This window comes from Desulfuromonadaceae bacterium, assembly GCA_019429445.1.
Lineage (GTDB): Bacteria > Desulfobacterota > Desulfuromonadia > Desulfuromonadales > JAHYIW01 > JAHYIW01.
This window is the reverse complement of record JAHYIW010000008.1, coordinates 52654-73092: the sequence shown is the minus strand read 5'-3', so window position 1 is coordinate 73092 and position 20439 is coordinate 52654. Positions and strand designations below refer to the sequence as shown.

Annotated in this window: 20 protein-coding genes; all 20 read right to left on the bottom strand. The window is 57.0% G+C overall.

What is annotated here, in order from left to right; genetic code table 11:
- Window positions 1-26: 26 nt before the first annotated feature.
- Window positions 27-1787, bottom strand: a complete 1761-nt coding sequence (gene rpoD, locus K0A93_04505) for an RNA polymerase sigma factor RpoD (GenBank protein MBW6511367.1) — start codon at window positions 1785-1787, stop codon at window positions 27-29.
- A gap of 50 nt (window positions 1788-1837) precedes the next feature.
- Window positions 1838-3670 (bottom strand): DNA primase, encoded by a 1833-nt coding sequence (dnaG, locus tag K0A93_04500; GenBank protein MBW6511366.1) that lies wholly within the window; start codon window positions 3668-3670, stop codon window positions 1838-1840.
- Window positions 3667-6030, bottom strand: a complete 2364-nt coding sequence (locus tag K0A93_04495; protein ID MBW6511365.1) for an endonuclease MutS2 — start codon at window positions 6028-6030, stop codon at window positions 3667-3669. The genes dnaG and K0A93_04495 overlap by 4 nt, the downstream gene beginning before the upstream one ends.
- The gene (locus K0A93_04490) at window positions 6027-6533 is read right to left on the bottom strand and encodes a CvpA family protein (protein ID MBW6511364.1); all 507 of its coding nucleotides are present in this window, start codon (window positions 6531-6533) and stop codon (window positions 6027-6029) included. Before K0A93_04490 ends, K0A93_04495 begins: the two co-directional genes overlap by 4 nt.
- A gap of 27 nt (window positions 6534-6560) precedes the next feature.
- On the bottom strand, window positions 6561-6977 hold the full coding sequence (locus tag K0A93_04485; protein MBW6511363.1) for a GatB/YqeY domain-containing protein: 417 nt from the start codon (window positions 6975-6977) through the stop codon (window positions 6561-6563).
- Between the two features lie 164 nt (window positions 6978-7141).
- Window positions 7142-7477: a phosphoribosyl-ATP diphosphatase gene (locus K0A93_04480; GenBank protein MBW6511362.1), complete on the bottom strand. Its 336-nt coding sequence runs from the start codon at window positions 7475-7477 to the stop codon at window positions 7142-7144.
- Between the two features lie 13 nt (window positions 7478-7490).
- Entirely contained in the window at window positions 7491-8276 is a 786-nt protein-coding gene (hisF, locus tag K0A93_04475; GenBank protein MBW6511361.1) for an imidazole glycerol phosphate synthase subunit HisF, read from the bottom strand.
- Between the two features lies 1 nt (window position 8277).
- Window positions 8278-9006 carry a 1-(5-phosphoribosyl)-5-[(5-phosphoribosylamino)methylideneamino]imidazole-4-carboxamide isomerase gene (gene hisA, locus K0A93_04470; protein MBW6511360.1) on the bottom strand — a complete coding sequence of 243 codons (729 nt, stop codon included), beginning with the start codon at window positions 9004-9006 and terminating at the stop codon, window positions 8278-8280.
- Window positions 9007-9630 carry an imidazole glycerol phosphate synthase subunit HisH gene (gene hisH, locus K0A93_04465; protein ID MBW6511359.1) on the bottom strand — a complete coding sequence of 208 codons (624 nt, stop codon included), beginning with the start codon at window positions 9628-9630 and terminating at the stop codon, window positions 9007-9009.
- 6 nt (window positions 9631-9636) lie between these two features.
- Window positions 9637-10227 (bottom strand): imidazoleglycerol-phosphate dehydratase HisB, encoded by a 591-nt coding sequence (gene hisB, locus K0A93_04460; GenBank protein MBW6511358.1) that lies wholly within the window; start codon window positions 10225-10227, stop codon window positions 9637-9639.
- Window positions 10228-10242: 15 nt separating this feature from the next.
- A complete protein-coding gene (hisD, locus tag K0A93_04455) occupies window positions 10243-11586 on the bottom strand; it encodes a histidinol dehydrogenase (protein MBW6511357.1) in 1344 nt (447 codons plus the stop codon).
- A gap of 27 nt (window positions 11587-11613) precedes the next feature.
- On the bottom strand, window positions 11614-12276 hold the full coding sequence (gene hisG, locus K0A93_04450) for an ATP phosphoribosyltransferase (GenBank protein MBW6511356.1): 663 nt from the start codon (window positions 12274-12276) through the stop codon (window positions 11614-11616).
- Window positions 12269-13543 (bottom strand): UDP-N-acetylglucosamine 1-carboxyvinyltransferase, encoded by a 1275-nt coding sequence (gene murA / locus K0A93_04445; GenBank protein MBW6511355.1) that lies wholly within the window; start codon window positions 13541-13543, stop codon window positions 12269-12271. Before murA ends, hisG begins: the two co-directional genes overlap by 8 nt.
- Window positions 13544-13549: 6 nt before the next feature.
- Entirely contained in the window at window positions 13550-14437 is an 888-nt protein-coding gene (gene prmC / locus K0A93_04440; protein ID MBW6511354.1) for a peptide chain release factor N(5)-glutamine methyltransferase, read from the bottom strand.
- 2 nt (window positions 14438-14439) lie between these two features.
- Window positions 14440-15510: a peptide chain release factor 1 gene (gene prfA / locus K0A93_04435; protein MBW6511353.1), complete on the bottom strand. Its 1071-nt coding sequence runs from the start codon at window positions 15508-15510 to the stop codon at window positions 14440-14442.
- A 32-nt stretch (window positions 15511-15542) separates the two neighbouring features.
- Window positions 15543-16229 (bottom strand): FAD-dependent thymidylate synthase, encoded by a 687-nt coding sequence (gene thyX, locus K0A93_04430; GenBank protein MBW6511352.1) that lies wholly within the window; start codon window positions 16227-16229, stop codon window positions 15543-15545.
- A 96-nt stretch (window positions 16230-16325) separates the two neighbouring features.
- Window positions 16326-16529 carry a 50S ribosomal protein L31 gene (rpmE, locus tag K0A93_04425; GenBank protein MBW6511351.1) on the bottom strand — a complete coding sequence of 68 codons (204 nt, stop codon included), beginning with the start codon at window positions 16527-16529 and terminating at the stop codon, window positions 16326-16328.
- Window positions 16530-16638: 109 nt separating this feature from the next.
- Complete coding sequence (gene rho, locus K0A93_04420) at window positions 16639-17883, bottom strand: transcription termination factor Rho (protein ID MBW6511350.1); 1245 nt, start codon at window positions 17881-17883, stop codon at window positions 16639-16641.
- 391 nt (window positions 17884-18274) lie between these two features.
- On the bottom strand, window positions 18275-19081 hold the full coding sequence (locus tag K0A93_04415; protein ID MBW6511349.1) for a hypothetical protein: 807 nt from the start codon (window positions 19079-19081) through the stop codon (window positions 18275-18277).
- Window positions 19082-19147: 66 nt separating this feature from the next.
- Window positions 19148-20083, bottom strand: a complete 936-nt coding sequence (gene gluQRS / locus K0A93_04410; protein ID MBW6511348.1) for a tRNA glutamyl-Q(34) synthetase GluQRS — start codon at window positions 20081-20083, stop codon at window positions 19148-19150.
- Between the last annotated feature and the right edge of the window lie 356 nt (window positions 20084-20439).

Genomic DNA, 20439 nt, shown 5'->3' with positions numbered 1-20439 from the left:
CGTTCCCTCTGCGAATGACCGTAAGGCTAAAATTCAACAAAGCTTTTCAACCGTTTGGCGCGACTGGGATGGCGCAGTTTACGCAGCGCCTTGGCTTCTATCTGGCGGATACGCTCCCGGGTAACCGCAAAATCCTGCCCAACCTCCTCAAGGGTGTGATCCGATTTCTCGCCGATGCCGAAACGCATCCGCAGCACTTTTTCCTCACGGGGGGTCAGCGTTGACAGCACGCTGGCCGTCTGTTCTGAAAGGTTCCCTTTGATCACTGCTTCGACGGGTGAGATGACGCCCTTATCTTCAATAAAGTCACCCAGTGAGGAATCTTCCTCCTCCCCGATCGGGGTTTCAAGACTGATCGGCTCCTTGGCAATCTTCAGTACCCGCCGTACTTTTTCCAGGGGCAACTCCATCCGTTCGGCAATTTCTTCCGGGGTCGGCTCGTGACCGAGCTCCTGCACCAGTTGGCGACTGGTACGAATCAGTTTGTTGATCGTCTCAATCATGTGTACCGGAATGCGAATAGTCCGCGCCTGGTCGGCGATCGCGCGGGTTATTGCCTGCCGGATCCACCACGTGGCGTAGGTCGAAAATTTGTACCCGCGCTGATACTCAAACTTGTCAACGGCCTTCATCAGACCGATATTCCCCTCCTGAATCAGATCGAGAAACTGAAGGCCGCGATTGGTGTATTTTTTGGCAATAGACACCACCAGCCGCAAATTCGCTTCGACCAGCTCCGATTTCGCCTGTTTCGCTTTCCACTCCCCCTTGTGCACTTCCTTAAGTGATTCGAGCAGCTCTTCCGGTGCAAACCCGGACTCTTCCTCAATCCGCTTGAACTTGCGTTGCGCACTCTTTAAACGTTTTTCGATGACCAGCAATGCATCGACCGTTGTTTTATGTTTTGCGGCAACCTGTCCTGCTTCGTCTTCATTTTTTCGCATGCGCCGTAACAAGCGGCGGATCTCCTTGTGCGGCAGGTCGAGTTCATTTTCACATGCCCGGTTTTCCGCCATGGCGCGCTTGACCAGCTCAGACAACTCCTTGAGCCGATCGACAATCTTGGCGACCTGAAAATCCTTGAGCCGGATTTGTCGCATCAATTCGGAAATCTGTGCTTTGAGCCCCTTGCTCTCTTCGAGCAGTGCGCCCTTGCGCTGGACGTCACCTTCATTGGCAAGTTCCCCGCGCAACGCGGTAAATCGTTCGTCAAGGGTTTTTATCTGATCGATCAACGCAGTGATACGCTGACGCTGTTTTTCTTCCTGCTCGCTACCTTCTTCTTCTTCATAATCCTTGGTAATTTCGGCGACGCGGATTTGATCGCGTGCCAGTCGTTCGCCGAGCTGGATGATTTCTTTGAACGCAATCGGCGTGCGAATCATAACGCTGGTCACCAGTACTTCGCCTTCTTCGATCCGCTTGGCGATTTCAACTTCTCCCTCGCGCGTCAGCAGGGCCACCTGCCCCATTTCACGCAAGTACATCCGCACCGGGTCACTGGTGCGACCGAGTGTCCCGGCATCGTGTTCTTCGTCTTCGTCGTTATCGTCGTGCTTGTCCAGGCTATCTTCGAGCGACCGCTCCTTGAGCAAAATACCCTTCTGCTCCGAATCAACGATTTCAATATCCATCTCGCCGAACATGGTCATAACATCATCAAGCTGTTCCGTTGAAACCATATCGGCAGGCAGGACGTCATTAACCTCATCATAAGTGAGATAGCCCTTTTCCTTGCCGAGATCGATCAATTGCTGGACTTCTTCGGTGCTGGTTTTTTTCGACATGCCGCGTCTTCTCCTCGTGATTTCCGCGTCCGGAAACCGATATAATAAATTTATGCAAACGGCTCAGTCTGCCGTTTCAACTTATCGTTTTTCAAGCAACGACTGATTTCCTGCTGTTCACGCTGTAATTCCATCAGCCGCTCCGCATCCCCCGTATTGAGATTCTTTAGCTGTTCCTTCACGTCATTCAACCGTTGCCGCAAGCGGTATTTTTCTGCCGCATGCCGACAGTCGGCGATGAGCGCATCACGATCGCAATCGGCGACACTCTCCTCAAGTATTAGAATACCTGATAATAACTCTGTTTGCTCAGGAGTCAAGCGATCTTGCAGGCGCTGCTCATCAAAGTTATCGGCATCTGCAGATGCGGCGGCAACCAGGGCCAGAGAGCGATATGGCTCCATGAAAAACAAATTTTCCACCCCCACGGCAAATAATTTGCGTCGCATATCGACGTCAGTCAGCAGCAGACACAGCAGCCACTCCTGCGCCCGTGCCGTTGCGTCGCGCGGGGGTACCACCACCGGACGGGCCTTGAGCGGAGGGGAAACGGTTCGGGAGGACGCTACCGCTGAACGTGCTGGGCTACCGCGTCGACCGAGCTTGCTGTGCAGAAACCGCTCGTCAAGCCCGCTCCGGTCTGCCAACTGACGCAGATAAAGTTGTTGTTCAACGTCACTCGTCAGCAGCTTGATTTTGGCAATGACCGCTTCCACTGCCCGCGCTTTTGCTTCCACGTCGTCGCCACCGGCACCGAACTGCGTGGCAATAAAGTAGTCGAGCGCCGGAACGGCTTGAGCCAGCTGGGCACGTAGCGCATCCGCTCCCCGTTCCTGTAAAAATGAGTCTGGATCAGCATTGTCCGGCAAGGTTGCCACCATCACCGGAAGCCCCCCCGGAAAGAGCGCATCCATTGCCCGAAAGGTTGCCTGTTGTCCCGCTTTGTCTTGATCGAAAAGCAGCACCACCCGCTCCGTATAACGTTTCAGCAGGCGCGCATGATCTGGAGTCAACGCTGTCCCGCAGGTGGCCAGGGCATGACCAAGTCCGGAGCGATTGAGAGCCAGCTGATCGAAATAGCCTTCGACAATAATGACCTCGCCGGTTCGTCGCATCGCCTCTTTGCTCTGGAACAGTCCGAACAGCACGCGCCCTTTGGAGTAGACCGGAGACTCGGGCGAATTGATATATTTTGGCAACGTATCATTGAGCACCCGACCACCAAAGGCGACCACTTTGCCCGTCACGTCGAGAATCGGGAAGAGTAAACGCCCCCGAAACAGATCGTAATCGCCCCGTCCTTCTTTGCCGGGACGGATCAACCCGAGCTGACGGGAAATCCGGGGATCAAACTTGCGCGTGGCCAGATGCCGGGCGAGCATTTCCCATTGCTCCGGAGCATAGCCGAGACGATAGCTTTCAGCGGCGGCCCGGTCGTACCCGCGAGCCTTGAGATAACGGCGCGCCGGTTCCCCCTCGGGCGCATTAAGGAGCAGGTGCTGATAAAAGTTGCACGCCTCTTCATTGACCAGATCAAACAGTTCGCGTTCCTTGCGCCGTGCGATTTCAGCAGGGGTCGCCTCTTCCTGCTCAACCTCTATGCCGACTTGCTCACCGAGGCGGCGAATCGCTTCCGGGAAAGTTAACCCCTCCATCCGCATCAGGAACGTAAAGACGTTGCCCCCCACACCACAACCAAAACAATGAAAGATCTGGCGCGGGGCATTGACATTGAACGACGGCGTTTTTTCACCATGAAACGGACACAGCCCCTGGTGATTTGCTCCCGAGCGTTTGAGGGGCAGATAGGAGGAAATCAGCTCGACAATATCAACCCGCTCACGGATTTCCTGAATTTTGCTTTCAGCGATCCGTCCGCTCATCCGTTGCTTAGCTCCGCAATTGTGATATTATTGCCGCCCGCCTCGACCGGTGCCGCGTAAAAAGAGGTCACACTCCGATGTGCGGAAAGTTGCTCACGCACAACCTTGCGCAGGATCCCTTCGCCCGCCCCGTGAACGATCTCAACAACGCTGTTACCACTTTGCAACGCATCGTCCAGAAATCGTTCCAGGCGCGGCAACGCCTCGTCGACACGCAGCCCGACCAGCAGCAGCCGGGTCGCGTGAATATCGCGTTCGATCCGGCTTTGCACTCGCGGTGGCGCGGTGGTGCCGGTAAAACGTCGCGGTTCAAACTGGCGCAACGCGGCTAAAGGTTGGCGTATCTTTTTACCCCCTATCGAGAGTTCGACCATTTCTCCACTGATGCTGACCACCACACCTTCGACGTTCAACGCCGAAACCAGCAGGCGTTCACCGGTGACCACGGCGCGCGGCTTGCGTCCCCGTGGCACACGGTTCGCTGGTTGCGGCAGAGCGTCTTCGATCTTGCGCAAGGCGTTTGTTAATTCGGTCCGCTGCGCCGCAGCGACCGTCTGCGTAGCGGCGTTGCGCAACAGGGACCGTAAATCCTTTTCCGCTTTGTGGACCGCGTTCTGCCCCTGCTCGCGCGCTTGCGCCAAAATTTCTCGTCGTTGTGCTTCCAGTTCGGTCAGCAACTGGTGCCGTTTGTCCCGTTCCCGTTGTGCCGCCGCGCGCAACTTGCGGGTTTCCTCGACATCCTCGGCCAGCGTTTTTTGCAGGGCATGTAACCGCTCAAGCAAGTGCTGACTTTCGCGCTCATCGCGATGGAGATAGGTTGCCGCGTGATCGAGTAGTGCCGCTGGCAGTCCCAGCCGCGCCGCAATCACAAAAGCACTGCTCGCGCCCGGAACACCGTAATTCAATCGATAGGTTGGGACCAGCGTCTCGGCATCGAAATCGACGGCGGCGTTTTCGACGGCGTCATGCAGCAGGGCGTAACTCTTGACCATCTGCAAGTGTGTGGTGGCAATGGTACGCGCTCCCAATTCACGCAGACGATCGAGGGTTGCCAGCGCCAACGCCCCCCCTTCAGCCGGATCGGTGCCGGTGCCGACTTCATCGAGCAGCACCAAGGTCTCGGCATCAGCGGTAGCGAGGATTTCCCGTAAGCGCACCAAGTGCCCGGAAAAGGTCGACACGTGTTCTTCAATACTCTGTTCATCGCCGATATCGGCAAAAACACGTCTGAACGGGTAGATGCGACTCTCTGCCGCACAGGGGATCGGTAGTCCGGCCTGCACCATCAGAGTCAGCAGCCCCGCCGTTTTCAGTGCTACTGTTTTCCCGCCGGTATTTGGCCCGCTGATAATCAACGCCGCCCCGGCAGCGGTCAACAGCAGATCGACCGGAATAACCGGTGTGCTCCGCAGCGAACAGTCGGGGTTGAAAATCAGCAGGGGATGACGCGCTCGCTTCAATTCAAGCAGCGGTTGCGTTGCCAGCTGTGGTGTCATGCACCCGGCCCGACGTGAAAATTCGCCGCAGGCACTACGCAGATCAAGGTGCGCCAGCAACTGTTGGTTACGCCGCAGCGCCTCTTCTGAATCGTGTACAGCGGTGGTCAAACGTAACAGGATCCGGTCAATTTCGCGCTGTTCGGCGCGCTGCAGGTGGTGTAATTCGTTATTCAGCGCCAGCGTTCCGGCCGGTTCGATAAACAGCGTCTGACCACTCGCTGACTCGTCATGGACAAAACCTTTCAGGTGCCCCCGAAAATCCGCTTTGACCGGTACCACATAACGCCCGTTACGCTCGGTAATCAGGCGTTCCTGAAAGATTGGCGCCAGCTTGTCCGAACTCAGCAACTGGTCAAGGGTCTGGCGGATCCGGCCCCGTAGCGCAATCATCTTGCGCCGGATTTTGTCCAGTTCAAAAGAGGCGCTGTCTTTAATGTCCCCACCCTCGGCAAAACACGCGTCCAGGTCTTCCCGTAACGGTTTGAGCCCCTCAAGTTGAGTGGCTAACGCCGTCAAGCGCGGACTTTTGTCTCCGTCGTTAAAAAAGCGCCGCAGTGCCACCGCCGTTCGCAAACTGTCGCGCACGCCGAGCAGATCGTCCGGGCGCAGACAACTGCCGTCGGCCCGGGCACGCACCAACGTCGGCTGTAGATCACCGCAGCCACCAAGAGGAGGGCGACCGTAGAGTGCCAGTACTGCGACCATCTCCGCGCACTCCGCCAGCGCCTCTGCAATCGCCGCTTGATCGGGCAGCGGTGCCAGTTGCGCTACCCGTCCCTGCCCGAGGGGGGTCAAACAGAAGCCAGCCAGAATTGTCCGCAGCTTGGAAAATTCCAGAACTTCAAAGCTCGTCATACTCATGTATTTTTAATCAATGCGTTATTTCTGACGGCGCTTCGGCCATGGGCAAACATCTTGCCCCCAAGCTCGATAAAGGGTGGCGCCAGTTGCGACGCTTTCAGCATCTCTGGCACCGGTTGTGGTGCCGGTTTGAGGGTCAGGGCATAGAGTACCATCGCGAGCAGAACCACCCCTTGAGTCAACCCAAAAAAACCGCCCAAAACCCGATTGGCACCCCCCAGAAAAAGGAGTCTGATCAATTTTGAAAAAACAGAACCAAAAACCGAAAAGAGCAGCATGGCAGTGCTGAAAATCGTCACAAATGCCACGGCAGTTGCCATCTGGGGTGACAGTGCGAGGAGCTCACCGACAAGTTCTGCTAATGGTGGATGATAATGATAAGCCAGCAGTGCCCCTCCCACCAGCCCGAGCAGAGAACATATTTCCTTGAGCACGCCACGTAACAACCCCTTGGCCAGAAAGGCCGCAAGGATCACAAGAATGCCACTATCGAGAAGATTCACGCCCGGCTATGCTCCTGTCGCGGTTGGTCAGGATGTCAGTTGTGCCTTGACCATCTCGCTGACCACCCGGCCATCGGCCCGCCCGACAGTCTGGGGTGCGACCAGCTTCATCACCGCCCCCATGTCACGCAGCGATGTTGCACCGCTGGCGGCAATCGCCTGAATAACCAGTTCCCGCAACGCATTCGCGTCGAGTTGCGCCGGCAAAAACTCCTGGATTACGAGCAACTCGGCTTCTTCCTTTTCCGCCATTTCAACCCGGTCGTTGTCACGGAAAACCTGCGCTGACTCGCGTCGTTGTTTCATCAGGGTAGAAAGAACGCTGATAACATCGCTGTCACTCAGTTCTCCGCCTGTCTCGATTTCCTTGTTCTTGATCGCAGTCCGCATCATCCGAATGGTATCGAGTCGCAGCTGGGCTTTCGCCTTCATCGCCAACTTCATTTCGGTGACGAGTCGTTCCGGTATCGTTGCCACGTGTTCCTCCTTCAATCATGTGAACATGAGATCGCTCTTTTCAATACCATCAACACGAAGAGGGCGACCGATGACCGGCGCCCTTTTTAACTGAACAAAAAATTATAAAGAGAGTGTCAAATTAACACAAACTATTTTTTTCGCGCACCCTTTTCGGCGATTCCGGAGAGACCAAAGCGGCGGCGTAACTCATCACACACCGTTTCCGGCTGCAGATCGTAGTAGCCCAGCAGCACCAGACAATGAAAAAACAGGTCTGCCATTTCGTAAACCACTTCGCCGCGTTCGCCGCCCTTCCCGGCAATCGCAACCTCGGTGGCTTCTTCACCAATTTTACTGAGAATTTTATCGAGTCCCCTGGCATACAACGAGGCGACGTAGGAATCATCGCTTGCCGCCGCCTTGCGCTGCTGAATCACCGCGTATAGCGCGGCGAGGATATCTTCCCGACTCTGTTCATCGCTCATGACATGCTTCCGTTCATTTCGTTTCACTCACAACCGGGCGGGCCGCGACACCGTGCTGGAGCAGATATTCCTTACATTCACCGATCGTATATTCACGAAAATGAAAGATGCTCGCTGCCAGGGCGGCACTCGCGCCCCCCTCGACCAACCCTTCACGAATATGCTCCAGGTTGCCAACTCCCCCCGAAGCGATTACCGGGATTTCAACCGCATCGCTGACCGCGCGGGTCAGCAGGATATCATAACCATCCCTGGTTCCATCGCAATCCATCGACGTCAGCAGGATCTCGCCACAGCCGTAGCTCTCCATCCGTGTTGCCCACTCAAGTACATCAATCCCGGTGGCGTTACGGCCGCCATGGGTATACACCTCCCAGGCTTGCGGCGCGGAGTTTTTCACCCGGCGCGCATCGATGGCAACCACGATACATTGGGAGCCAAAGCGTTCGGCGGCCTCGCGAACGAATTCGGGGCGTTGCACTGCCGCCGTATTGATCGACACCTTGTCCGCTCCGGCGTTGAGCAGGTTGCGGATATCGGCGATCTCGCGTACCCCGCCGCCGACGGTCAACGGCATGAAAACGCGCTCAGCAGTCCGAGCCACCACGTCGAGGATGATGCTGCGCTTGTCACTGGAGGCGGTGATGTCAAGAAAGGTCAGCTCGTCAGCCCCCTGGGCGCAATACGCCTCAGCGGCCTCGACCGGATCACCGGCGTCGCGCAGGCCGACAAAGTTGACCCCCTTGACGACACGGCCGTCCTTGACGTCAAGGCAGGGGATAATTCGTTTGGTCAGCATGTTATTTTTCCCTGGTTAACGCCACGGCTTCGCGCAGATTAATCGCCCCGGAATAAATCGCCTTGCCGGCAATCACCCCGCTGACGCCGGACGATTCGATCGCCATCAGGTGGCGAATATCATCGAGGCTCGACAGCCCCCCTGAGGCGATGACCGGGATGTTGATCGCTTCGGCCAAGGCCCTGGTCGCCGCGATATTCGGCCCCTGCATCATGCCGTCACGGGCAATGTCGGTGTAGATGATTGCCTCAACGCCGAACCCTTCCATCTCCCTGGCCATGTCGGTGGCCCGTTTGGTGGTGACGTCGGCCCAGCCGCGCACCGCCACCAGACCGTCTTTGGCATCGATACCGACCACGATCCGACCGGGAAACTTGCGGCAGGCAGCTGCGACCAGTGCCGGGTTTTCCTTGGCGATGGTGCCGAGAATGACCCGCTTGATGCCGAGTTTGAGGTAAGCCTCAATCGTCGCCATGTCGCGAATGCCGCCGCCGAGTTCAGCCGGAATATCGATCGCTTTGACAATCGCTTCGATCGCCGCCTTGTTCTTCGGCACCCCGGCGAACGCCCCGTCGAGATCGACGATATGGAGCAGCTCCCCCCCTTGCTCCTGCCAGATACACGCCTGAGCCGCCGGGTCATCGTGGTAGACGGTATCTTTATCCATCAGCCCCTGCTCCAGGCGGACGCAGCGCCCTCCCTTGAGATCGATCGCGGGTAAAATAATCACTTATAACTCTCCGAAATTCTGAAAAATTTTCAGTCCAACCGTCTGGCTCTTTTCAGGATGAAACTGGGTCGCCATGATATTATCGCGCCACAGCGAGGCGCAGAAATCGATTGCGCCGTAACGGCAACTGGCGGCGACATCCTGCGGATTTTCCGCCGCGCAATAATAGGAATGCACAAAATAGACGAAACTGCCATCGTCAACCCCATTAAGCAGCGGGGACGGGCGGCGGAGCTGAATATTATTCCATCCCATATGCGGCACTTTGAGTCGTTCGCCGTTTTCCACCATCCGCGCCGGGAAACGCACCACCTTGCCGGGGATCAGACCCAGCCCCTGATGACAGCCGAATTCCTCGCTTTCATCAAAAAGCATCTGCATGCCGACACAGATACCGAGCAACGGCTTCCCCGCCGCAACATGTGTCAGCAGCGGAGCTACGAACCCACCGGCGCGCAGATTATGAATGCAGTCACGAAACGCCCCGACGCCGGGGAGCACCACCTTGTCGGCGGTCGCGATAGCGGCGGGATCGGCACTGACGCGTACGGCGCAGCCCAGTTTCTCGAACGCCTTGGCGACGCTGCGCAGGTTCCCCATTTCGTAATCAATAATCGTGATCATGATCGCCTATTCCAGCTTACCCTTGGTTGACAATACTCCGCTAATCCGCGGGTCGATGCTGGTTGCCTCGTCGAGAGCCCGGCCAAACGCCTTGAAAATCCCTTCGATGATGTGGTGCAGGTTGTCACCGTAAGCCAGGTTGACGTGAATGTTCGCCCCGGAGTGATTGCAGAACGCAACAAAAAATTCCTCGACCAGTTCGGTGTCAAACTCGCCAACCTTGGCCTTGGGAAGATCAACATTAAAGACCAGAAACGGACGCCCCGAAAAATCGATAATGACGGAGGCCAGCGCCTCATGCATCGGCATCGTTGCCCGACCGAAACGCTTCACCCCGGTTTTGTCGCCGAGCGCCTGTTTGAACGCCTCGCCGAGGACGATGCCGAGATCTTCGACGGTGTGATGGGCATCGATTTCGACATCCCCGCTCGCCTTGACCGACAGATCAAAAAAGCCGTGCCGTGCCAGCGCTGCAAGCATGTGATTGAAAAAATGCACCGGGGTCTCGATATGATGCAAACCGGAACCGTCCAGTTTCAACCCGATACTGATATTGGTCTCTTTGGTTTCGCGAGTAACTGTTGCGGTTCGTGGCATAGTCGATCTCTCCTTTTAGCTCAAACTCTTTTTTACAATTTCAGCTGAGGCAGAATCTGTTACAGCGACTATTTCATCAAGCCGGATCGACACCGACTTGCCGTGCGCTTCCAGCCCTTCAAGCGCGGCGATGCGAATGATCGGCTCGCCGAGCCGCTGCAAACCGGCCTGACTGAACGAAACGATACTCGACTTCTTGACGAAATCATCGAGGGACAGCGGCGAAAAGAAGCGTGCGGTGCCACCGGTCGGCAAGGTATGATTCGGTCCGGCGAGATAATCACCAGCGGCTTCGGGGGTATAGTGGCCCATGAAAATCGCCCCGGCATGACGGATCCGGGGGAGCAGCCCAAAGGGATCGGCGACCGCCAGTTCAAGATGTTCCGGTGCCAGCCGATTGGAAAAATCAACCGCCTCGGCCAGATCCCGCGCGATGATGATCGCCCCGTAATTGTCGATCGACTGGCGGGCGATTGTCTCGCGAGACAATTCGCGGAGTTGCACTTCGACCTCCTGCTGCACCGCACTTGCCAGCGCGGTATCGGTGGTGATCAGGATTGACGAAGCCAGCTCGTCATGCTCCGCCTGTGACAACAGATCGGCGGCGATATGCGCCGGATTGCCGCTGCCGTCGTTAATTACCAGAATTTCGCTCGGGCCGGCGATCATGTCGATATCGACCTGCCCGAAAACCAGTTGTTTGGCGGTGGCGACATAAATATTTCCCGGGCCGGTGATCTTGTCGACCCGGGGGATCGTCGCTGTGCCGTAGGCCAGCGCCGCGATGGCCTGCGCTCCACCGATCTTGAAGATGCGATCGACGCCAGCAATCCGCGCCGCCGCCAGCACATGGGGATTGACGTTGCCGTCCGGCATCGGTACCACCATGATCACTTCGTCCACCCCGGCGACCTTGGCCGGGACGGCATTCATCAGCACCGAGGAGGGATAGGTGGCTTTCCCGCCGGGGACGTAAATGCCGACCCGGTCGAGGGGACGCACCAGTTGACCGACCAACACATCCTCTTCGTCAGTCGAGAGCCAGGTTTCCTGCTTCTGTTTGCGATGGTAGGCACCGATACGCGCGGCGGCCAGTTCCAGATCGGCGTAGGCCTGCGGCTCAAGCTGCGCACAAGCGTGTTCGATCTCGGCGGCAGTCACTTCGACGCTGGCGGCGGTCACTGTTAACCGATCAAACCTGGCGGTCAGCTCAAACACCGCTGCGTCACCGCGCTGTCGCACAGCGGCGATGATCGCCTTGACCGTTTCTTCGACGCCCGTCGGCGCAGTTGCGCCGCGCGCCTCAATGATTGCAAAAGTGCGCGCGAAATCATCATCACTGAAATTGAGAATGCGCATCATCTTTTTCGCCTCCTCGCCAAGGGATTAAACGGAAATGCGGGTTTCGTTGCCAACGACTCTTTCAAGCCCTTCGATAATTCCGAGCACCCGGCGATGTTTGGTTTTGAGACTGGCGCGGTTGACGATCAGGTGGGTGGTGATCTCGGCAATCGTCTCAACCTCGACCATGCCGTTTTCGCGCAACGTCACCCCGGTCGAGACCAGATCGACAATCCGTTCCGCCAGACCGACCAGCGGCGCCAGTTCAATTGAGCCGTAGAGTTTGATCAGCTCAACCTGCACCCCTTTGGCGGCAAAGTAGCGTTCGGTAATATGCGGATATTTGGTCGCGACACGAATATTCGACCAGTTGGCCGGGTCGTCTCCCTTGCGCAGTTCCGCCGGTTCGGCAACGACCAACCGGCAGTAACCGAATTTAAGATCGAGCGGCTCGTACAGATCTTTCCCCTGCTCCAGCAGGGTATCCTTGCCGACCACGCCGATATCAGCGCAGCCATATTCAACGTAGGTCGGCACGTCGGTCGCGCGCACCGCCATGAAACGATATCTATCGACACTGTTTTCAAAGACCAGCTTGCGACTTTCCTCACTGAACTCGGGACAGATGACGCCGATCTCCGCCAGCATCTCCATCGTGTCGCGCATGATCCGCCCCTTCGGCAGAGCAAAAGTAATGTAGTCACTCATTTTTCAACCTTTTATTTTCAGCGACCCGGCGAATATCCGCACCGAGGCCCTGCAACTTTTCTTCGATCCGTTCGTAGCCGCGATCCAGATGATAGATACGCGAAATTTCAGTCGTATTATCCGCTGCCAACCCGGCCAGAATCAGGCTGGCGCTGGCACGCAGATCGGTCGCCATGACCGGCGCACCGAGCAGTTCGCGCACCCCGCGCACCGTCGCACAGCGGCCATCGATGGAAATATTCGCTCCCATCCGTTGCAGCTCGCAGACGTGCATGAAGCGATTTTCGAACACCGTCTCGGTAATTGTGCTCGTCCCCCCGGCCAAACTCATCAGTGCCATAAACTGCGCCTGCATGTCGGTTGGAAAGCCGGGATGAGGCAAGGTTTTGATATTGACCGGCTCAAGCTGCTGCGGTCCGCGCACCCTTACGCCGTCTGCGACCAGCTCGACATTGACCCCCGCCTGGTGCAGCTTGCTGACCAGCGCGTCCTGATGTTCCAGGGTGCAGCCGCGCAGCAGGATATTGCCCCCGGTGATCGCTGCGGCAATCATAAATGTTCCCGCCTCAATCCGGTCGGGCATCACCTGATAATCGAGGGGTGCCAGGGCATCGACCCCCTGAATGTGAATTTTATCACTGCCATCCCCTTCGATCACCGCGCCCATATCGCGCAGTGCGTTAGCCAGGTCAACAATCTCCGGCTCACACGCGGCATTTTCGAGGATCGTTTCCCCCTGCGCGAGGGTCGCCGTCATCAGCAGATTTTCTGTCGCGCCAACCGACGGCATGTCAAGATAGATCGGTGCTCCGCGCAGTTGCGTCGCCTTGGCCTCGACATAGCCATGATCAAGGGTGATTTCCGCGCCGAGGGCTTCCAGCCCCTTCAGGTGCAGATTAATCGGTCGTGCACCGATGGCGCATCCTCCCGGCAGACTGACCCGCGCTCGACCGAAACGGGCCAGCAACGGGCCCAACGCCAGCACCGAGGCGCGCATTGTCCGTACCAGTTCGTACGGCGCTTCGAGGCTCGCAATCGCACCGGCATCGATCTCCAGACTGTTCCGGTCAGCGACAATCTGGGCACCGAAACCGGTCAGCAATTTCTCCACGGTATCGATATCGCGCAGCTGCGGCACATTGCGCAGACGATGGATGCCGGAGGCCAGCAACGTCGCGAAAAGCAGGGGCAAGGCAGAATTTTTTGCACCGCTGATGGCCACCTCCCCGGTCAATGGCCGCCCGCCGTGAATAACTATTTTATCCATTGCACCCTAGTCAAGACAACATCCTGAAATTTCAGTACCGCGATCACTCCCCACCCGGCCACCTATGACCCGGTCAATCCCGGCATAATCAGCACGCATAAAAATATCGGTAAAACCGGCGGCGGTGAACAGTTCGCGTACTGCCGCGGCCTGATCAATCCCGATCTCGACCAGCAGCCAGCCGCCAAAGTTGAGCCGGGCAGGGGCCTGACGGGTCAACGCCCGATACGCATCCAAACCATCCTCGCCCCCGTCGAGAGCCCGGCGGGGCTCAAAATCACGCACCTCCGGCATTAAACCGGCCAGATCGCCACAGCGGATATAGGGCGGATTGGAAACGATCAGATCGAAGCATCCTGCCGCGAGTTGAAATAAATCCCCTTCGGCAAACGCGATCCGCCCGCTGACCGCATGCCGTTCCGCATTGTCCCGCGCGACAGCGAGTGCCGCCGGATCAATATCGATCGCAGTGAAGGACGCTGCGGGACGTTCATGGGCAAGCGCAATCGCAATCGCACCGCTGCCGGTGCCGATATCAAGGCAGTTCCCGCTGGCCGGCAAACGCTGCAACGCTTCTTCTACTAACACCTCGGTGTCGCTGCGCGGAACCAGCACCGCCGGGGTCACCCGCAACGGCAACGACCAGAACTCCGTTTCACCAAGGATATACTGTAATGGCTCGCGCGCCGCGCGGCGGCGCACCAGTTCCCGGTAAGTATCAAGTTCCGCCACCGTTACCGGTCGTTCAAAATTGAGATAGAGGCCAACCCGATCAAGCTTCAGCACCTGACCCAGTAAAAGTTCGGCGTCGCGACGTCCCCCGGCAATGCCGCGCCCGTCCAGATAGCTCGCGGTCGATTTCAGCAGATTCAAAAGCGTCCAGGTTTCGACCAAACCTACTCCCCCTGCTGGCGACTCAATGCTGCGGCTTGATAATGTGTCGCCAGCGCATCGAGGACTTCACCAAGGCTGCCCTGCATGATCTGGTCAAGCTTGTAGAGCGTCAAACCGATGCGATGATCGGTACATCGCCCCTGCGGGAAATTGTAGGTCCGGATGCGCTCGCTGCGGTCGCCACTGCCGACCTGACTTTTGCGATCTGCCGCAGTCGCTGCATCCTGCTCCGCCTGCATCTGCTCGAAGAGCCGTGATTTCAGCACTTTAAGCGCTTGAGCCTTGTTTTTGTGCTGTGACTTCCCATCCTGACAACTAACCACCAGCCCGGACGGCAGATGGGTAATCCGAATCGCCGACTCGGTCTTGTTGACGTGCTGCCCCCCCGACCCGGAGGAACGGAAAACATCAATCCGCAAGTCTGTCATTTCAATGTCGACATCAACATCTTCGGCTTCCGGCAAGACCGCCACGGTACAGGCAGAGGTGTGAATGCGCCCCTGGGTTTCGGTCTCGGGAACCCGCTGCACCCGATGGGTTCCGCTTTCGTATTTCAGGCGTGAGTAGACCCGCACCCCGCTGATCATCGCGATCACTTCCTTGTATCCGCCGGCATCGGCCTCGGAGGTACTTAAGATCTCGACTTTCCAGCGCCGGGTCTCAGCGTAGCGCGAATACATGCGAAACAGATCCGCTGCAAAAAGGGCCGCTTCTTCACCGCCGGTGCCCGCACGGATTTCGAGGATAATATTCTTTTCGTCGTTGGGATCGGTCGGCAAAAGGAGCAATTTGAGGTGTTCTTCGAGCTCCGCCTTGCGTGCCTCCAGCCCCGGCAGTTCCAGTTGCGCCAGCTCGCGCATCTCGGCGTCGCTCTCTTTGAGCAGTTCACGGTTGCCATCGATATCAGCACAAACCTTGCGGTAACGGGCGTAGACCTCGACCATTTCCGCCAGATTGGCGTGTTCCCTGGTCAGTTCGCGAAATTTCTGCTGATTGGCGACCGCCGTCGGATCAGACAACAGCCCCTCCACTTCACGGAACCGATCAACGACTTCTTCCAGTTTGGTAAACATAGATAGACAGGGGCACCAGCACAGCGCAAATGTTAGAGTTTCGAAAATTCCTGGCGTACGGCACCGATTTCACCGCAAGTCATCGTCCCTTCGGGACAGGCACCACGCAAGCAACCTGGTCCCGCCTGGCCGAAAAGCAACGGCGCGACCGGACGGACCGCTCGCAACATCTCAATCGCCAGTGCACGAATCTCCCACTGTGCCCGGCGACAACAACGAAGCGAGAAAAAATGCAGCAGTTCGCGACCATTCATGCTGATCACGATCTTGGTCGCAGCCGCATTTGGCAACACAAAACGGGCATCCTCCGCCGGGATATCCGCCGCCAGCAGTTCCGTGTAAACCGTGTGGATCTCGTCGAGCAGCCGGTGATAACGCTCCGCCAGTTCTGGCCGGGCATTGATGGTCTCCGGGGTGACGGCCTCAAAGCGCTCCTGGTGGGCAACGTAACGCTGACTCTGCTGGGAATATGAGGCAATCCGGTGGCGAACCAACTGGTGGGAGCAGGCACGACTGATCCCTTCGGCCCCGAAGGAAAACGTCGCGTGTTCAAGAACCGAAAGATGCCCGAGCTCAACAATCTTGCGTAACAGAACTTCGCGGTCGTTGCGACTTTTGGCGAGCAATTGATCGATGGAGGAGGCAGAATAACACAGCCGTGCGGCGGCGGCAACCACCTGTTCCGGATCGGGGGTATGGGTCAGCAGCTGAACACGCATCGGATTCCGTCGCTTACGACCGATCCGGCCTGAGCCCGGACCGGGAGAGAGTGCTGCAAAAAAGAAACGGCCATTGCGGCCGTTTCTCGCGCGTGCCTAGTTTTTTGCGTACTTCTTGCGGAAGCGTTCGATCCGGCCAGCGGTATCGAGCAACTTTTGCTTGCCGGTGTAAAACGGGTGGCAGGCGGAACAAACTTCAGTCGTAATCCCATCCATCTTGGTCGAACGAGTGGTAAATGTTTCACCGCAGTGACACTTGACAGTGATTTCCTCATATTTCGGGTGAATTTCCGGTTTCATGATCATTGCTCCTTGCGGTCTGGCTTGGCACAGACCTTAAGTTGGTATCGTCAAGTGCGGACAAATAGCATTTATGTCCGCTTTATGCAAGATTTTTCTTGTTCCCCTATTATTGATTCATCGAGTCAAAAAACTCCTGATTGCTTTTGGTTTCAGAGAGCTTGTCGAGCAGAAACTCCATGCCGTCAACGGCGTTCATCGACGAAAGAATTTTACGCAACAACCAGATCCGTTGCAGGGAGGTCTGATCGAGGAGGAGTTCCTCACGGCGGGTCCCCGATTTATTGATGTCGATCGCGGGGAAGGTTCGCTTGTCGACCAGCCGCCGATCAAGTTGCAATTCCATATTGCCGGTGCCCTTGAATTCCTCAAAGATAACTTCGTCCATCTTGCTGCCGGTATCGATCAGCGCCGTCGCGATAATCGTCAGGCTGCCCCCCTCTTCGATATTACGCGCGGCACCGAAAAAGCGCTTCGGTTTGTGCAGGGCATTTGAATCGACCCCGCCGGAAAGAATCTTGCCGGAAGGGGGCACGACCGTATTATACGCCCGCGCCAGACGCGTGATGGAATCGAGCAGAATCACCACGTCGCGCTTGTGCTCGACCAGCCGCCGCGCTTTTTCGATAACCATCTCGGCCACCTGGACGTGGCGTGAAGCCGGTTCGTCAAAGGTCGAGGAGATCACTTCGCCGTTGACGTTACGCTGCATGTCGGTGACTTCTTCCGGGCGCTCGTCAATCAGCAGGACGATCAGATAAATTTCAGGGTGATTGGCGGTTATCGAGTTGGCAATGTTCTGCATCAGCATCGTCTTGCCGGTGCGTGGTGGCGCAACGATCAGCGCGCGTTGCCCTTTGCCGACCGGCGTTGCCAGGTCGATGACCCGGGCGGACAGATTGTCGGCTGTCGTTTCGAGGATAATTCGTTCTTCGGGATAAAGGGGCGTCAGATTGTCAAACAGGGTCTTGCGTCGTGCCACCGCCGGGTCCTCGTAGTTAACCTCGGACACCTTGAGCAGGGCAAAGTAACGCTCCCCTTCCTTGGGCGGACGGATTTGCCCGGACACCGTATCGCCGGTGCGCAGGTTGAAACGCCGAATCTGCGACGGAGAGACGTAGATATCGTCAGGACCGGGGAGATAGTTGGCATCGGGAGCGCGTAAAAAGCCGAAACCGTCAGGGAGGATTTCCAGCACTCCTTCACCCGAAATTTCGCCGTTCTTGGCCGAAGCGTTGAGGATCGAAAAAATCAGATCCTGCTTGCGCATCCCCGAGGTTCCCTCAACCTTGAGGCTGATGGCCAGTTCCGCCAGTTCCGTCGCTTTTTTCTCTTTCAGTTCTTTCAGGTTCATTCCTGCTCCTTGGTCATCACAGCATCCCGCGCACCGCAAAACGGCATCACGCAAATGACATGACAATATGCCCGGCACCGCCGAACATCGCTAATTCACTTATGTATTTGTCAAACTTTGGTAGTTTTCCTGCTCGATTTGATTTCGGGTATTTAGAAGTTCACTATGGGGTTAACGCGCGTTTACGCGTTGCTCATTGTCACTCGCTTTTCCGGATATTGATTGTCAGATTTTGTGAAAGGGTCTCGTACGTAGGCTTGAAATGTTGTAGCTTCAGCTTTTATGTACCTGCTTTAACAGGCTGTGTCAACTGCTATTGTCGTTTTTTCTTCCTTTTGCCAGAAAAAGCGGCATCCACCGGGGGCGCGTGAATGCCGCTTTTGAAAAATGTCTACTGGGCCGTAGCAGGGGCCACCGGAAGACTCTGCAACTGACCGCCCGGCTTTAATGCACTGGTTAATCGGTCGAACAGCTCCCGGTAACGGCGCGAATAATTGGTGCCACCAAAAATTACCCGATCCGGTTCGGTCAACAGGCGATTGATCCCGTCGACAGAGATATCCTCGATATCAACCCGCGTTGCCAGATTATAATAGGCTTTGTCAAAGTTGGGATACTGCAATGGCAAAAACGGCTCCGTGGCATAACCGGGAAACTCCCAGAGCACGTCACCGCTGACCGTCGCCACCGCCGCAGTCGCCAGCAGCATGTCAAAATCGGCATGCAAATAGCTGAGGTTGGTACGATCCCAACGTTTTTCACCGCGCGTCACGCCGTTGACAATGATGATCAGCAGCCCATCGACGCCGTTGCGATCAGCCAGCTCCCGAACCACCAGCGGATCAAACCGGTAGCTGCGGAAAAACGGTTCCCGGTCGTTCATCGCGCCTCTGGTCACCAGCCGTTGATACAGCGCCGCCGGATCGCCGACAATTTCACGGATATCAAAATAGCCTTTAACCTTGCGCAACATCTCGACCAGTCGTGCTTCCTTGCCCAGATTGTTTTTCATCAGCACCTTCGCCAGTTCCCCGGCTTCGGGATAAATCTTCAGCGAGTCGGTATCGATCAATAACGGCAGCACCCCAAGGGTCTGGACACGCACCCGGTATTCATCCTTGGATACTTTGTAAAATTTTTCCGCGCACCCACTCAGCAGCAAAGCGGAACTCAGCAGCGCAATCAACATCCAACGCATGGCAATCCTCCTGTTATTCAATCGGGTTCCTTGTAGTCTAGCGGAAAAGCCGCCCAAGGGAAACGGTTATGATGCCGATTCCGGCGGTACTCCCCATACCCGCGCCAGCGCAGGGATCGTAGAAATTTGAAAGTTGGCGCAGCCCCACGCCAGCACTTCGGCAGCGGATGCTCCGGTTAGCTCTGGCGCCGGTTCCTGGCCAAGGAAAAGAAGTGTGTCGCGAATCAGCACCCCTCCCGAGTGCAGCGCCAGATCGGCAACATCTCCATGACGTTTGCTGAGTTTTTCGCCGTTAACTGCCAGCGCCAGTGGCAGATGAAGATAGGCGGGGGGAGTCAGGCCGAGACATTTGTACAGATAAATCTGGCGGGGCGTCGAACCGAGCAGATCTGCGCCACGCACCACTTGATTGATCCCGGCGGCGGCATCGTCGACCACACAGGCGAGCTGATAGGAAAAAATCCCGTCTGCGCGACGCATCACAAAATCACCCACTTCCGCAGCCAGATTCTGAACGCAACGCCCGAACACCCCGTCGACAAAGACCACCGGGCTGCTCGTAACCCGCAGACGCAACGCCCGCTCCACATGCCCCGGCGGCAGCCCGGCGCGGCATGTCCCTGGGTAGACCGGTCCTTCTTCACTCGCTTGCGGCGCACTGGCAAGGATTTCCTTGCGTGAACAGCCACAAGCAAAAACCATCCCCTGCGCACGCAGCTCTTCCACCGCCGCCGCATACGCCCCCGTCCGCCGACTTTGCCAGACGATTTCTCCGTCCCACTCCATGCCGAGTCGTTCCAGCGTCCGCAAAATCTCGTCCGCCGCCCCCGTTACCACCCGCGGCGTATCGAGGTCGTCGATCCGCACCAGCCAGCGCCCGCCGCCGCGCCGCGCCAGACAATAACTCCCCACCGCCGCCACCAGCGAACCCCAGTGCAGGGGTCCGCTGGGGCTGGGGGCGAAGCGCCCGACTGTCGGATGTGGGTCACGGGCAGATGTCATTGCAACAGGCATTTCTCACGATTCAGATCAGCACGGATGGTTGAACATTGCTTCGCCATGATGGCGGATGAAACGACGTGTTGTCAATCCACGATTGATGCATTCGCAAAAACGAATTGGATGGTTAAGCAAACCGCGTGGGCCGAGCGTCGAATCGTCGGCGAATGAATATTCTCTCCCTTGACCGGCCCGCCATTTTTGCTTGAAAGAATGAAAGGGGTTGCAGGGTACTAGACTGCGTTGAACCTGGCGCCAGAGGGGTATGATCTTTTGCATTTTATGTTGAAGCAATAAAAAAGCCGCACCGACTGTTAATGACAGTCGGTGCGGCTTTTTGCGTAGGTGCAGGCAGAGGA

What these genes read in the sequence shown, in the direction of transcription:
- gluQRS (MBW6511348.1), bottom strand. Translation starts at nt 20,083, where the DNA reads ATGACATCTGCCCGTGACCCACATCCGACAGTCGGGCGCTTCGCCCCC.
- prfA (MBW6511353.1), bottom strand. Translation starts at nt 15,510, where the DNA reads ATGTTTACCAAACTGGAAGAAGTCGTTGATCGGTTCCGTGAAGTGGAG.
- rho (MBW6511350.1), bottom strand. Translation starts at nt 17,883, where the DNA reads ATGAACCTGAAAGAACTGAAAGAGAAAAAAGCGACGGAACTGGCGGAA.
- murA (MBW6511355.1), bottom strand. Translation starts at nt 13,543, where the DNA reads ATGGATAAAATAGTTATTCACGGCGGGCGGCCATTGACCGGGGAGGTG.
- hisD (MBW6511357.1), bottom strand. Translation starts at nt 11,586, where the DNA reads ATGCGCATTCTCAATTTCAGTGATGATGATTTCGCGCGCACTTTTGCA.
- K0A93_04480 (MBW6511362.1), bottom strand. Translation starts at nt 7,477, where the DNA reads ATGAGCGATGAACAGAGTCGGGAAGATATCCTCGCCGCGCTATACGCG.
- rpoD (MBW6511367.1), bottom strand. Translation starts at nt 1,787, where the DNA reads ATGTCGAAAAAAACCAGCACCGAAGAAGTCCAGCAATTGATCGATCTC.
- K0A93_04485 (MBW6511363.1), bottom strand. Translation starts at nt 6,977, where the DNA reads ATGAAGTTGGCGATGAAGGCGAAAGCCCAGCTGCGACTCGATACCATT.
- hisH (MBW6511359.1), bottom strand. Translation starts at nt 9,630, where the DNA reads ATGATCACGATTATTGATTACGAAATGGGGAACCTGCGCAGCGTCGCC.
- K0A93_04495 (MBW6511365.1), bottom strand. Translation starts at nt 6,030, where the DNA reads ATGAGTATGACGAGCTTTGAAGTTCTGGAATTTTCCAAGCTGCGGACA.
- dnaG (MBW6511366.1), bottom strand. Translation starts at nt 3,670, where the DNA reads ATGAGCGGACGGATCGCTGAAAGCAAAATTCAGGAAATCCGTGAGCGG.
- hisB (MBW6511358.1), bottom strand. Translation starts at nt 10,227, where the DNA reads ATGCCACGAACCGCAACAGTTACTCGCGAAACCAAAGAGACCAATATC.
- hisF (MBW6511361.1), bottom strand. Translation starts at nt 8,276, where the DNA reads ATGCTGACCAAACGAATTATCCCCTGCCTTGACGTCAAGGACGGCCGT.
- rpmE (MBW6511351.1), bottom strand. Translation starts at nt 16,529, where the DNA reads ATGAAACCGGAAATTCACCCGAAATATGAGGAAATCACTGTCAAGTGT.
- thyX (MBW6511352.1), bottom strand. Translation starts at nt 16,229, where the DNA reads ATGCGTGTTCAGCTGCTGACCCATACCCCCGATCCGGAACAGGTGGTT.
- K0A93_04415 (MBW6511349.1), bottom strand. Translation starts at nt 19,081, where the DNA reads ATGCGTTGGATGTTGATTGCGCTGCTGAGTTCCGCTTTGCTGCTGAGT.
- hisG (MBW6511356.1), bottom strand. Translation starts at nt 12,276, where the DNA reads ATGAGTGACTACATTACTTTTGCTCTGCCGAAGGGGCGGATCATGCGC.